The following is a 14,679-nucleotide window of genomic DNA, read 5'->3' on the forward strand; positions in this document are numbered from 1 at the left end:
TGTTACACTGAGCTTGTCGAAGTGAAGCGAGGGAATCTGTTTAATTTAGTTTCCTGTTCATGAGATTGCCACAGTCGTAACCTCCTTCGCAATGACGATTAAAATTTAATTTTTAGATTGATGAATCAACCAAAACGACATACCATTACCGCAGCGTTACCTTATACTAACGGTGCTATTCATATTGGACATTTAGCAGGAGTTTATGTGCCAGCCGATATTTATGCACGCTATTTACGTTTAACAGGAAATGATGTGCTTTTTGTTTGCGGAAGTGACGAACATGGTGTGCCTATTACTATTAAAGCAAAAAAAGAAGGTGTTTCTCCGCAAGATATTGTAGATAAATATCACGCCATAATTAAACAATCTTTTGAAGAATTTGGAATTACGTTTGATAATTACTCACGTACATCGGCTAAAATTCATCATGAAACAGCATCTGAATTTTTCACAACTTTAAATGATAAAGGGGAGTTTGTTGAAGAAACCACTGAGCAATTATTTGATGAAGAAGCTAACCAGTTTTTAGCAGATCGTTTTGTTGTTGGTACTTGCCCAAAATGTGGAAATGAAGAAAGCTATGGCGACCAATGTGAAAACTGCGGAACAAGTCATAATGCAACAGATTTGATAAATCCAAAATCGGCAATTACAGGAAATGTACCGACATTAAAACAAACAAAACATTGGTTTTTACCTTTAGATAAACACGAAGAATTTTTAAAAGAATGGATTTTAAAAGGGCATAAAAAAGATTGGAAACCAAATGTTTATGGACAAGTAAAATCTTGGATTGATGATGGTTTACGTCCGCGTGCAGTTACCCGCGATTTAGATTGGGGTATTCCAGTTCCAGCAAAAGGAGGCGAAGGCAAAGTATTGTACGTTTGGTTTGATGCGCCTATTGGCTATATTTCTTCAACAAAAGAATGGGCAGCTCGTGAAGGAAAAGATTGGGAACCCTATTGGAAAGATAAAGACACCAAATTGGTGCATTTTATAGGTAAAGATAATATTGTATTTCATTGTATTATTTTCCCAGCTATGCTAAAAAGCGAGGGCTCATATATTTTACCCGAAAATGTGCCAGCAAATGAGTTTTTAAATTTAGAAGGTAATAAATTATCAACCTCTAAAAATTGGGCAGTTTGGTTACCAGAATATTTACAAGATTTTCCAAATCAACAAGATGTGTTACGCTATGTTTTAACAGCAAATGCCCCTGAAACGAAGGATAACGATTTTACTTGGAAAGATTTTCAAGCACGAAATAATAACGAATTAGTAGCCATTTTTGGCAACTTTATTAATCGTGTAGTTGTACTTACTAATAAATATTATAGCGGAATTGTGCCTGCTCCAAATGAATTGACTCAAATAGATGAGGAAACACTAGCCACTATTAAAGCCTATCCAGATGTGATTGCAAGTTCTATTGAGCGTTATCGTTTTAGAGAAGCAGGGCAAGAACTTATGAATTTAGCACGATTAGGCAATAAGTATTTAGCCGACGAGGAGCCATGGAAAGTCATTAAAGTAGACGAAGCTCGCACACAAACTATTATGTATGTGTCATTACAAATAGCATCAGCCTTAGCGACTTTAAGTGAACCTTTTTTACCATTTACATCTAATAAATTAAAAGAAGTTCTTAATGTCAGTTCGAGTGATTCGACAGCGGAGAATCGTATCGAGAACACATGGAATGATATCAAATCAAAAAATACTTTAATTCCAGCAGGTCTGCAAATAGGAAAAGCAGAATTATTGTTTTCAAAAATTGAAGATGACACCATTCAAAAACAATTAGACAAACTAGTAGCTAGTAAAAAAGCTAATGAAATTGCTAATGCTGTAGTTGAACCACAAAAAAAGACTATTACTTTTGAAGATTTTACCAAATTAGACATTCGTGTTGGGACTATTTTAGAAGCCGAAAAAATACCAAAAGCTAAAAAGCTTTTAGTTTTAAAAGTAGATACAGGAATTGATGTACGTACAATAGTCTCTGGAATTGCAGAAAGTTTTACTGCGGAAGAAGTGGTAGGAAAACGAGTAACCGTTTTAGTTAATTTAGCACCAAGAGCATTGCGTGGTGTAGAAAGCCAAGGTATGATTTTAATGACTGAAACTCCCGATGGGAAATTGGTATTTGTGAATCCTGATGATGCTAATATTGATAATGGTTTACAGATAAGTTAAACACTTATTTTGAATACAGATACTTTTGTTAATTCATTGTTAAATATTTACTTCTAAAAGAGTCTTTATTACATGTTTAACCTTTTGTTTTTTAACAGATTACAAGGGGTTAAAATCAATTTGGCTTATTAACATATAAATTGTCCTAACATCTACCTAGGGTAGCAAACTCGTATATAGTATGTTATTAATTAAAACAACTAAATATGAAAAGAATATTCTTATTGCTTATTACAATTAGTGTTTTGTCTTGTAGTTCATCAAAAACCGTTAGAGATTCTAAAAAGGTATTAAAAGGAGAATGGACTTTAAATAAAATAGATTATAGTGCACTAGGGACTTACAATGTCACTTTGTTAAACGATGCCTCAAAAGCATGTTTTGAAGGTAGTATATGGCGTTTTATTCCAAACAATAATACGGGAACATATAATATTAATGATGCCAATTGTTCACCGGGAATGCGCTATTTTAATTTTACTATTCAAGAAATAGATGAACAAACTGGATTGTATGGTTTTCTATTGAAACCCACAAGTGAAAAAGGAAAATCTGATACAAATCAAGGCTTTCGTTTAACCTTAAAATCTTTATCAGATACAAACATGCAATGGCAACAAACCGTATATGTAGATGGAAAGCCATTTATAATTAATATGAATTTCACTAAATAATAGACAACTATGAGAACTTTTATAAATAAAATAGGAATAATACTATTCACGGGTGCTTTAACAATAAGTTTAATGAATTGTAAAGCAGTTCAAAACGCAAACAATAAACAAAAAGGAGCTGTAATTGGTACTACTGGTGGCGCTATTTTAGGAGCTATTATTGGTAACAATGTTGGAAAAGGAGGTAATGGCGAATTAGGAGCAGTTATTGGTGGTGTAGTAGGTGGAACGGCTGGAGTGCTTATAGGAAATAAAATGGATAAGCAAGCTCAAAAAATAGAAGAGGAAATTCCTGGAGCAAAAGTGGAACGAGTAGATGATGGTATTGTGGTGACTTTTGATGAGGGTAGCGGTGTATATTTCTCAACTAATAAATACAATATTAACGATGCGTCTCAAACAACTTTAAATAAACTTACTAATGTTTTTAAAGAATTTCCAGATACTAATATTCTTGTAGTAGGTCACACAGACAGTGTTGGAGATGCTAATTATAATATGACGCTTTCTAAAAACAGAGCGTATGCTGTAACTAATTATTTTACGCAAAACGGAGTAAGCTCTGGTCGTTTAACCACAAATTGGTTTGGTGAGACTCAACCTATACACGATAATACAACGGCTGAGGGTAGAGCTAAAAACAGACGTGTAAATGTGGCTATTTTACCAAATGAAAAAATGGTTGATGATGCAAAAAAACAGGTTGGTGATAATTAGCCTTTTGTTTGATTGATGATTAAAACAGGGGTATATCTTTTTAGATATATCCCTGTTTTTTTATTGCGTTATATTCACTCTAGTAGAATGCATCATTTCTAACTTCCATGTGCTATCCTTTTTAATAGCCACAATACTTTCTAGCCATTGTAATTTGCGCTCTAAACTATCAGATTTTATGGTAGCATAGTTATGGTATGCCATCCAAATACGATTATCTTCTTTTTCTGCCTTAAAAAAATCAAAACTATTAATACGTTTTAAACCGGTGTCTCTTAGTTTGGCACGCTTGCACCAATTGGCAATTGTATCATTAGTCCAAACCTCACCATGTTCTAAAAGTATAAAATCATCAGTATGATATTTAGTGAGCAGTTCTGCCTTCTTATCACTCCAAATATCATCAAATACGCCTTGTACAACTTGTTCAACAGCTTTAAAGTCGGCAGAATCATCAATTTTTGTTATCGCTTTTTGGCAACTTGTAAAGGTTACAATAAAAATTAAAATCACTTTAAATAAATGTTTCATGGTATGCTGTTTTTTTAAATTTAAATGACACATAAACCTTATTTTTGCTTAATAACTTAAAGGCAAATGTTGGGACAACTAAAATACATAATTTCACATACACAACTACCAGAACAATCGGTAAAAAATACAATTCAATTATTGGATGAAGATTGCACTATTCCTTTTATATCGCGTTACAGAAAAGAGCGAACAGGCAATTTAGATGAGGTACAAATAGGCGAGATAGTAAAATTTAAGGAACAGTTTGAAGCTTTACAAAAACGCAAAAAATCAATCTTAAAAACACTAGAAGAACAAGAGCTTTTAACTTTAGAATTGCAACAAAAAATTGAAGCTACTCAAGATTTAACGACACTTGAAGATTTATACTTACCATACAAGAAAAGTCGAAAAACAAAAGCTGAAAAAGCACGACAAAATGGACTGGAACCATTAGCAAAAATTATAATGAGTCAGAATGCAAATGATTTAGAATCTATCGCATTAAGATATGTAAAAGGTAAAGTTAATTCGATTGATGATGCTTTAGAAGGCGCAAGACATATTATTGCAGAATGGATAAACGAACGTACCGATATTAGAACGAATATTCGTCATCAATTAGAGCGTTTCGCTATGATTTCCACAAAAGTAGTAAAGGCAAAAGCCGATACTTCGACGGCGCTCAGTGCAAGTGAAAAAGCTCAAAAATTTAGAGATTATTTTGATTGGGAAGAATCGTTAAGCCGGATACCATCACACCGCTTATTAGCTATTTTAAGAGCTGAAAGTGAAAGTTTTATTAGAGTTAAAATTAGTATAGACGACGACCGCGCTTTGGGCAACATAGAAAGACGCATTATTAAAAGCAATAACGCTTGCGCGGAACACATTCAAATAGCTATTCAAGATGCTTATAAACGTTTGTTATTTCCATCGTTAAGTAACGAAGCTTTACAGATAGCTAAAGATAAAGCCGACGAGTCTGCAATAACTGTTTTTGCAAAAAACTTAAAGCAATTGTTATTAGGTTCGCCATTAGGAGAAAAACGTATTTTAGCTATCGACCCAGGGTTTAGAACAGGTTGTAAAGTGGTATGTTTAGACGCACAAGGGCAATTAAAATATAACGAAACTATTTATCCGCATCCTCCAAAAAACGATAGTATTGCTGCCATGAAGAAGATAAGCTCTTTAGCCGATGCTTATAAAATTGAAGCGATTGCTATTGGTAACGGTACAGCATCGCGAGAAACCGAAGCATTAATTAGAAAAGTTCATTTTAAAAATAATGTACAAGTTTTTGTAGTAAGCGAAGCTGGAGCGAGTATTTATTCAGCATCAAAAATTGCACGAGAAGAATTTCCTAATTACGATGTTACGGTTCGAGGTTCGGTTTCTATTGGTCGTCGTTTACAAGATCCGTTAGCAGAATTAGTAAAAATTGATGCCAAATCTATTGGTGTTGGACAATATCAACACGACGTCGATCAAGCTAAACTTCAAAAAGAATTAGATGTTGTGGTTGAAAATTGTGTAAATGCCGTTGGTGTAAACATTAACACAGCAAGTAAGTCGTTATTGAGTTATGTGTCGGGAATTGGGCCAAAACTAGCCGAAAATATTTTTAATTTTCGAAATGAAAAAGGCATTTTCACATCAAGAAATGATATTAAAAAAGTACCACGTTTAGGAGCAAAAGCTTTCGAACAAGGGGCAGCTTTTTTAAGAATCAAAAATGCTAAAAACCCATTAGACGATTCTGCAGTACATCCTGAAAGTTATGTTATTATTGCTAAAATGGCTAAAGATTTAGGGAAATCGGTTGCCGAATTAATTAGAAATAAAGATGTGCTTCAAAAGATAGATTTAAAAAAATATTGCACAGAGTTCATTGGATTACTAACACTTGAAGACATTATTAAAGAACTAGAAAAACCAGGTTTAGATATTAGAGAACAAGCTAAAGTTTTTACATTTAATCAAAATATAAAAACGATTAACGATTTAAAAGAAGGACAATTACTTCCTGGAATTGTAAATAACATTACTAATTTTGGCTGTTTTGTAGATGTTGGAATTAAAGAAAGCGGCTTAATTCATGTTTCTAATTTGTCTGATAGTTTTGTAAAGGATGTAAATGAACACGTAAGTCTTCATCAACAAATTATTGTAAAAGTTTTAGAGGTAGATGTTCCGCGAAAGCGTATTCAATTAAAATTACACAAATAAAAAATGCGAACTAAAAAGTAGTTCGCATTTTTTATATTAAAACAAAAACAGATTATCTGTTCATGTTTTTAATTTCGTTTATAAAAGTATCTAAATCAACACCGTTATTTACTAGCGTTAAAGCCTTGTCAGCAATATATTTTACGTTTACAGCATGAAAACCAAGTCCAACACCAATTTTATTTAAAAGTTTATGTTCTGGATCTCCATTAATTTGGTCTACATGTACCATACGAACCAAGTCGTATAAACGCTCTAAACGTTTATCGTAAGACATAGGGGGGTTTATTGGGTGCGATTTATAATCCTTTAAAATTATTTTATAATCCCCTTCACTAATACTTAAATTACGAGCTAATCTATCTAAAAATGCTTTCTCATCATCAGTAATAACTCCATCATCCATGGCTATTCTAACAATTGAAGCAAAATGATCTTCATTACGCTTTTTAAATCCACTATCAAATAAATCTGAAAACGACATATGTTTTTGTTTTTTTGTGCTGCAAATATAAATAAACTTCAAGCCTTTTTAAATTAAAAATTAGCTTTTTTTGAGCATTTCATTTTGTAAACAAAATGTTTATCTTGAGCGGAGACGAGGAGGTGCAATCCTTAATGCTAAATAAAAATAAACATTCTTGAATTTCTTATAAATCTACTTAAAAATAATTCTAAAGCGTATCTTTGCAATCTTAAAATTTAATAATTAGGTGAGTAAATCTATCCTCTCGCAAACCTATGCACAGACTTTGCAAACGCAAAATCTGCAAACTGCTATTGCCCAAACCGGAATTAAAACACATGTAAAAGGACTCGTTGGATCATCTTTTTCCTTTGTCATTTCAAGTATTTTTAAACAAGCCGAAAAACCTTTTCTAATTGTTTTTAACGATAAAGAAGAAGCGGCGCATTACCTAAATGATTTAGAACAGTTGTGTAACGCCAAAGATGTGTTGTTTTATCCTGGTAGTTACCGCAGGCCTTATCAAATTGAAGAAACCGATAATGCCAATGTATTGCTCCGTGCTGAGGTTTTAAACCGTATAAATTCACAAAAAAAGCCAGCTATAATTGTTACGTATCCAGATGCCCTTTTTGAGCAAGTGGTTACTAGAAAAGAGTTAGAACGCCATACTTTAAAGGTGTCTGTAAACGATAAAGTTTCTATCGATTTTGTAAACGAAGTCTTGTTTGAGTATCTATTTAAACGCGTCGACTTCGTTACAGAACCTGGTGAGTTTTCGGTGCGTGGTGGTATTGTGGATGTGTTTTCGTTTTCGCATGACGAACCGTATCGTATCGAGTTTTTTGGCGATGAGGTTGATAGTATTAGAACCTTTGATGTAGAAACGCAACTATCTATCGAGCAGGTTAAAAAAATAAACATCATTCCTAATGTTGCAAATAAATTATTGGATGAAAGTAGACAAAGCTTCTTAAAGTATATTGCTCAAAAAACAGTGGTTTGTTTTAAAAATGTTGATTTATTCTTTTCAAGAATAAACGATTTTTATGAAAAAGCAGAAGATGCTTTTAAAACGCTTTCAACAGATATTAAACATGCCGAACCTAACGAGCTTTTTTGTAATGCAACGCTATTAAAAAAGCAATTGTTAGATTTTTCAATTATTGAGTTTGGAACGACATCGGTTTTTAATAATAACGTCATTGCGAGTGAAGCGGTGCAATCTGTTTCAATTGGAGAGATTACCACGTCGCAAGCTCCTCGTAAAGACGTAAACGAAATCACTTTCAGCACCACACCACAACCATCATTCAACAAACAATTCAATCTTTTAATAGAAGACTTAAATAACAATCACGAAAACGGTTATACTAATTACATTGCTTGTATAAGCGAACAGCAAGCCAAACGATTCCATGATATTTTTGACGATTCGAATCTCGATGTTAAAGCATATCAAACCATAATTTTATCATTGCATCAAGGGTTTGTAGATCATGATGGCAAAATTGTTTGTTATACTGATCATGAAATTTTTGAACGCTATCATAAATTTCATCTTAAAAATGGCTATGCAAAAAAGCAAGCCATTACGTTAAAAGAACTTACAAGTTTAGACATTGGCGATTATGTAACCCATATTGATCATGGTATTGGGCGTTTTGGCGGACTTCAAAAAATAGATGTAGAAGGCAAAAAACAAGAAGCTATAAAATTAGTTTATGGCGAGCGTGATGTCTTATATTTAAGTATTCATTCATTGCATAAAATTACCAAATTTAATGGTAAAGACGGTAAGCCGCCCAAGATTTATAAATTGGGGAGTAATGCGTGGAAAACCCTTAAACAAAAAACAAAAGCACGTGTAAAACACGTTGCGTTTAATCTAATAAAACTTTACGCAAAACGTAAAACACAAAAGGGCTATCAATATAATCCAGACAGTTACATGCAACACGAGTTGGAAGCCTCTTTTATTTACGAAGATACTCCTGACCAAAGTACCGCAACAGCAGATATTAAAGCCGATATGGAAAGCGAACGCCCCATGGATCGTTTGGTTTGTGGCGATGTTGGTTTTGGTAAAACAGAGGTTGCCATTCGAGCAGCTTTTAAAGCAGTTGATAATGGAAAACAAGTGGCTGTTTTAGTGCCAACCACTATTTTGGCTTATCAGCATTCTAGGACGTTTCGTGAACGTTTAAAGGATTTTCCCGTTACGGTAGATTATGTAAACCGATTTAGAACTGCTAAAGAAAAACGAGAAACTTTAGAAGGTTTAGAAAAAGGAAATGTTGATATTATTATTGGCACACATCAACTCGTTAATAAAAATGTAAAATTTAAAGATTTAGGTCTTTTAATAGTTGATGAAGAGCAAAAGTTTGGAGTTGCCGTAAAAGAAAAATTAAAGACTTTAAAGGATAATGTTGATGTTTTAACGCTAACCGCAACGCCAATTCCGCGTACTTTGCAGTTTAGTTTAATGGCAGCACGAGATTTATCGGTAATTACAACGCCGCCTCCAAATCGTTACCCTATAGAAAGTCATGTTATCAGATTTAATGAAGAAACCATTCGTGACGCAGTGAGCTATGAGATTCAACGTGGCGGACAAATATTCTTCATTCATAATCGCATAGAAAACATTAAAGAAGTCGCTGGTATGTTGCAGCGTTTGGTACCTGATGCTAAAATTGGTATTGGTCATGGGCAAATGGAAGGCAAAAAATTAGAACAATTGATGCTGGCATTTATGGATGGTGAATTTGATGTTCTTGTAAGTACAACTATTGTAGAAAGCGGACTCGACGTACCAAATGCAAACACTATTTTTATAAATAATGCCAATAATTTTGGGTTGAGCGATTTACATCAAATGCGTGGGCGTGTTGGGCGAAGTAACAAAAAAGCTTTCTGTTATTTTATAACGCCAGAGTATTCTGCAATGACCGATGATGCCAGAAAACGAATCACCGCTTTAGAGCAGTTTACAGAACTAGGAAGCGGTTTTAATATCGCTATGAAAGATTTAGAAATTCGAGGAGCAGGCGATTTATTGGGTGGAGAACAAAGTGGGTTTATAAATGAAATTGGGTTTGATACCTATCAAAAAATACTGAATGAAGCCATTGAAGAACTCAAAGAAAACGAGTTTAAAGAGTTGTATAATGAAGATGAAGTCGATAAAGTTTATGTAAAAGAAGTAACGATTGATACCGATTTTGAATTGCTTTTTCCAGACGATTATGTAAATAATATTGCAGAACGATTAAACTTGTATACACAGCTTAATAATTTAAAAACTGAAGAAGAATTACAAAAATTTGAAACTGAACTTGTAGACCGTTTTGGAGAATTGCCAACACAAGTGACCGATTTGTTAAATAGTGTCCAAATAAAGTGGATTGCTACCAAATTAGGGTTTGAGAAGATTATTATGAAGCAAGGCAAATTTATTGGGTATTTTATAAACGATCAACAAAGTAATTTTTACCAAAGTAGTAATTTTACTAAAGTGCTTCAATTTGTTCAAACAAATCCAAATATTTGTAAAATGAAAGAAAAGCAAACTCGTAATGGTTTACGATTATTACTTACTTTTGAATCTATTAAATCTGTAAAACAAGCCTTAGCAGTTTTAAAACCTATAATGGCTTGATTATTGTTTTATTAAAATTAAATTAAAACTCATGTTAAAACGAATTGTTGCTTTAGCAGTTCTACTGCCAAATATTTTTTTTGGGCAACACACTATTAAAGGCACATTTTCTCCAGCCGAAGATTACAATATTGCACTGTTGTATAAAGTCACGCCAACAGTTTCAGAGTACTTTACAAACTCTGAAATTAAAGATGGAATTCTCGAACTTAAATTAGATTCTACAGCAACAAAAGGCATGTACAGAATCGTTTATGCCATTCCGCAAGAAGACTATAATTTTGATGTTATTTACAACGGAAAAGAAAATATAGAATTTACGTTTAATTCTGAAACTGGTGTCGATTTTCAATCCTCATCAGAAAACAAATTATTGGCATCTTACAAAAATAGTATGTCGATGATAACGCATAGTATCGGTAATTTTTATAGAGAAGAAAGTAAAGATACTCTAGCTTTAAAGTCTATTTTTAAAACACAGCGTGAAGCACAATCTAGTTTTGAGGCCTTAGCCAAAGGCACTATAGCGTTGCAATTTATTAAAGCAAATAGACCATATATTCCTAAATCATTCGAGGATGTAAAAACTTATATAGGTCATTTAAAAACTCACTATTTTGATTATGTAGATTTTAATAATGAAACACTACAAAGCTCTAATTTTTTTGATGAACGGATGCTAAATTATGTGTTCGGAATGTCGTCTGAAGATGTAGACGAAGTCACAAATTATAAAAACAATATCGATGTTTTTTGCAATGCTATGAAAAATGCACCAAATGAAACTAAAAGGGTTCTATTGGTAGATTTATGGCAACAAATGATAGATTTAGGATTTGAAAATGTAGCAAATTATATTTCAGAAACTTACTTAGTGGATGTTGCTAAAAAGTTAAATGATGAAGAATTAGTTAAAGGGTTAATACTGTTTAAAAACACTTCTATAGGAAGTAAAGCACCAGATTTTTTGTTTGAAACTGAAAAAGATTCTAAAAAAATCACTAAAAAGTTAAGCTCGTTAAATATTGCTGAAAATTATGTCGTTGTGTTTTGGAGTAGTACATGCTCGCATTGTTTAGATGAAATCCCTCAATTACAAGCTTTTTTAAAAAAACAAAAAGAAGGTAGAATAAAAGTAATTGCTATTGGGCTAGAAGAAGAACCTAATGAATGGAAGGTCTTAACAAAAAAATATCCTGAGTTTATTCATGTTTACGGTGAAGGTAAATGGGATAATAAAATAGGGAATGACTATGCTGTAACAGCAACACCAACTTATTTTGTTTTAAATAAAGACAAAAAAATTATTGAAAAACCAGAAGATGTCGAGGCTTTAAAAATATTTTTTACTGAAGAATAAAATAAACGTCATAACGAGGAGCGAAGTATTAGCCTGTGCTTAGTGTGATGGTTTAGGATGATAAAAACATTAAAAATGATAAAAAGCATTTTCTAAATGCTCAATATTATACTTGTTCTTTTCTTTAACAATAGCGACAATATCAAAACGTACTTCTACATCCAAATCATTTACAGTAACATATTCATCAACCGCTTTTACGAGTCGTTGAATTTGTTTCGGTTTTACAAAATCTTGCGGATTTCCAAAATCGGTTGTCGATCTTGTTTTAACTTCTACAATAGCAAGTACCTCTTTCTTTTGTGCAATAATATCAACTTCGGCTTTATCAAAACGGTAGTTGCGTTCAATGATGTCGTATCCGTTTTTCAACAGAAAATCGACTGCTAATTGTTCGCCTTTTTTACCGAGTTCGTTGTGCTGTGCCATGGTTAATTATTTACCCTCTAAACAAAAAGAAATCGTCTTTCATGTGCTCAATTTCAGCATCTTCGTTGGTAATAATATAATCAATAGCTTGAGAGGTAAAATCGTCTCCTTTTTCGGTTAAGGACACAATGTTATTTTCAATTGAAATCATATTATTTTTAATGGCCAATTCTAACACGGTTTTAGAGCGTACTTTTTGCCAATTAATATGTTCGTTTAAATGATTTACGTGACGCTCTTCTTCTTCGTTATGATTTTTTAAATGCAGTAAAAAAGTAAGTAATGATACTTCGGTACGCTGTTGTTTTTCTCTGTAAAGTACCGCAATAATACCTTTGCTTGGTGCAAATAAATACACAACTAAAAAGAGTAATCCTAACATGGTTGTTATGGAGCCAGCAATTGAGGCATCGAGCCAATGCGCAAACCAATAGCCAGAAATGGCACTGAAGACTCCAAAAGTTATGGCAAGAACGAGCATTTTCTTTAAATTGGTTGTTAAAAGATATGCGGTTGCCGCTGGTGCAATCATAAGTGCAACTACTAAAATTGCGCCAACAGCATCAAAAGCACCAACGGTTGTTACTGACGATACCGACATCAAACCGTAATGAATAACCGCAGGTGAAAAACCAAGCGACGCTGCTAAACCTGCATCAAATGTGCTTACTTTTAATTCCTTGAAAAAAGCAATTAATAATGTAATGGTAATAACTAAAATACTGCCTATAATCCATAAAGATTTTGACCCAACATCAACTCCAGAAATCAGTAATCTGTCAAAAGGGGCAAAAGCCAATTCACCTAATAAAACGGCATCAACATCCAAATGGACATCGTTGGCGTTTTTTGCTATCATAATAACACCAATACTAAACAAAGCTGGGAACACTAAGCCAATGGCTGTATCTTCTTTTACCAACCCTGTTTTTTGAATATATTCAACTAAAACTACCGTAATAATCCCTGTAAAAGCAGCTAATAAAATTAATAAAGGTGAATTAAGATCTTGTGTAATAAAAAAGCCAATAACAATTCCTGGTAAGATGGAATGGCTAATAGCATCGCTTATCATTGCCATTTTTCGAAGCACTAAAAATGTGCCTGGAATAGCGCAAGCCATAGCCACTAAACTAGCAATTAATTGTATTTCAATTTGAGCACTATTCATCTTGAGTTATTTGTTTAGTATATAGATTTGAAGCAGTTTCAAAACCAGTCTTTGTTAAGCTCCACATAGATCCATCAAGTATCACAAAATCTTTCTCTACTAGCTTTTGAAGTGTTTTTCGAGTGAAACCTTGAAAATTATTTAATAACTTAATAGCATGCGGGTGTGAAATATTTTCATGTGTTTCAGCAATATGATACATAAAAGCCAACGTTTTATGAAGCTCTAAATCGCGTCTGTTTTTTATAAAACGAATTTGCTTAAATAATAGACCACGACTTGGAGAGAATATAAACGAAAACACTACAAATACAGCCGCAACTAAAACAATAACAGGCCCTGTGGATAGGTTGTTTTGACTGGCACTAATTGCGGTTCCGAAAACCCCTGAAAAAGCTCCAAAAATAGCAGCAAGAAAAACCATGGTACTCAAACTATTTGTCCATTGTCTCGCAGCTGCTGCAGGTGCTAATAACATCGCGCTCATTAAAACTACACCAACAGTTTGTAAGCCTAAAACGATGGCTAAAACAATAAATGTAGTAATTAGTATATCAATAAATTTAGTATTGAATCCAAGTGTTTTAGTGTAATCTGCATCAAACAATAGGAGTTTAAACTCTTTCCAAAAAAGAAGTAAAACAATTAGACATATTCCCGTTATTATTGCCATAAGCCATACATCACTTTCAACCAATGTTGCGGCTTGACCAAATAAATATTTATCTAAACCTGCTTGGTTTGCATTAGGTTGTTTTTGAATGAATGTAAGTAGTAACATTCCAAACCCAAAGAATAAAGAGAGTATTAAACCTAGCGCCGTATCTGATTTTAAATGTGTTTTGGTGATGATTCCTCGAATCCAAAATGTACCAATTAGTCCGCTTACCAAAGCTCCTAAAAGCAATGTATTGCTATCTTTTGCGCCTGTAATTAAAAATGCAATTGCAATCCCTGGTAAGGCTGCGTGCGAAATAGCATCGCCTAAAAGGCTTTGTTTTCGGAGTACTGCAAAACTACCAAGCATGCCAGTTACTGCACCTAAAATAGCTGTTCCGAGTGTGATGGTTCGTAGTGTGTAATCACTAAATACTAAAGAAAAATATTCCTGTAAATTCATTTTGCCATTCCTGCGAAGCAGAAATCTATTTAATTAATTTTTAATCTTTTTTGAATTTATTTTTGTTCATTTTGTCTTGATACAAAACCCTTAGACTGCGCTCAGGATAAACCAAGCCAAAAAATCAA

11 protein-coding genes are annotated in these 14,679 nt (G+C 33.3%); 6 read left to right on the forward strand and 5 right to left on the reverse strand.

The annotated features are described in order from the left end of the window. Positions 1-120: 120 nt before the first annotated feature. The 3 genes from metG to RG22_RS09150 all read left to right on the forward strand — a co-directional run bounded on the left by metG (position 121) and on the right by RG22_RS09150 (position 3,596). Positions 121-2,205 carry a methionine--tRNA ligase gene (metG, locus tag RG22_RS09140; RefSeq protein WP_034042637.1) on the forward strand — a complete coding sequence of 695 codons (2,085 nt, stop codon included), beginning with the start codon at positions 121-123 and terminating at the stop codon, positions 2,203-2,205. A gap of 206 nt (positions 2,206-2,411) precedes the next feature. Beyond that, positions 2,412-2,879 (forward strand): lipocalin family protein, encoded by a 468-nt coding sequence (locus RG22_RS09145; RefSeq protein ID WP_034042639.1) that lies wholly within the window; start codon positions 2,412-2,414, stop codon positions 2,877-2,879. A 9-nt stretch (positions 2,880-2,888) separates the two neighbouring features. Continuing rightward, positions 2,889-3,596, forward strand: a complete 708-nt coding sequence (locus RG22_RS09150; protein WP_034042641.1) for a YiaD family glycine zipper/OmpA-like lipoprotein — start codon at positions 2,889-2,891, stop codon at positions 3,594-3,596. A gap of 60 nt (positions 3,597-3,656) precedes the next feature. Here the strand turns inward: RG22_RS09150 and RG22_RS09155 are convergent, their stop codons facing one another. Then, on the reverse strand, positions 3,657-4,127 hold the full coding sequence (locus RG22_RS09155) for a hypothetical protein (protein ID WP_052143838.1): 471 nt from the start codon (positions 4,125-4,127) through the stop codon (positions 3,657-3,659). 66 nt (positions 4,128-4,193) lie between these two features. On the opposite strand from RG22_RS09155, the gene RG22_RS09160 reads away from it, so the two are divergent. Next, positions 4,194-6,341 carry a Tex family protein gene (locus tag RG22_RS09160; protein WP_034042643.1) on the forward strand — a complete coding sequence of 716 codons (2,148 nt, stop codon included), beginning with the start codon at positions 4,194-4,196 and terminating at the stop codon, positions 6,339-6,341. A 52-nt stretch (positions 6,342-6,393) separates the two neighbouring features. On the opposite strand, the gene RG22_RS09165 is transcribed toward RG22_RS09160, so the two are convergent. Further along, on the reverse strand, positions 6,394-6,825 hold the full coding sequence (locus RG22_RS09165) for a tellurite resistance TerB family protein (protein WP_034042644.1): 432 nt from the start codon (positions 6,823-6,825) through the stop codon (positions 6,394-6,396). A gap of 229 nt (positions 6,826-7,054) precedes the next feature. Between RG22_RS09165 and mfd the strand changes: the two genes are divergently transcribed. Together mfd and RG22_RS09175 are read left to right on the forward strand one after the other, a co-directional pair. Beyond that, a complete protein-coding gene (mfd, locus tag RG22_RS09170; protein WP_034042645.1) occupies positions 7,055-10,471 on the forward strand; it encodes a transcription-repair coupling factor in 3,417 nt (1,138 codons plus the stop codon). Positions 10,472-10,502: 31 nt separating this feature from the next. Further along, entirely contained in the window at positions 10,503-11,831 is a 1,329-nt protein-coding gene (locus tag RG22_RS09175; protein WP_034042647.1) for a TlpA family protein disulfide reductase, read from the forward strand. Between the two features lie 69 nt (positions 11,832-11,900). Here the strand turns inward: RG22_RS09175 and RG22_RS09180 are convergent, their stop codons facing one another. The 3 genes from RG22_RS09180 to RG22_RS09190 are packed head-to-tail and all read right to left on the reverse strand — an operon-like array spanning position 11,901 to position 14,551. Beyond that, positions 11,901-12,260: a YraN family protein gene (locus RG22_RS09180; protein ID WP_034042649.1), complete on the reverse strand. Its 360-nt coding sequence runs from the start codon at positions 12,258-12,260 to the stop codon at positions 11,901-11,903. Between the two features lie 10 nt (positions 12,261-12,270). Then, entirely contained in the window at positions 12,271-13,431 is a 1,161-nt protein-coding gene (locus RG22_RS09185; protein ID WP_034042651.1) for a metal ABC transporter permease, read from the reverse strand. Continuing rightward, positions 13,424-14,551 carry a metal ABC transporter permease gene (locus RG22_RS09190; protein WP_034042653.1) on the reverse strand — a complete coding sequence of 376 codons (1,128 nt, stop codon included), beginning with the start codon at positions 14,549-14,551 and terminating at the stop codon, positions 13,424-13,426. The genes RG22_RS09185 and RG22_RS09190 overlap by 8 nt, the downstream gene beginning before the upstream one ends. Positions 14,552-14,679 lie beyond the last annotated feature (128 nt).

It is taken from the genome of Wocania ichthyoenteri Th78, assembly GCF_000789235.1.
Lineage (GTDB): Bacteria > Bacteroidota > Bacteroidia > Flavobacteriales > Flavobacteriaceae > Wocania_A > Wocania_A ichthyoenteri.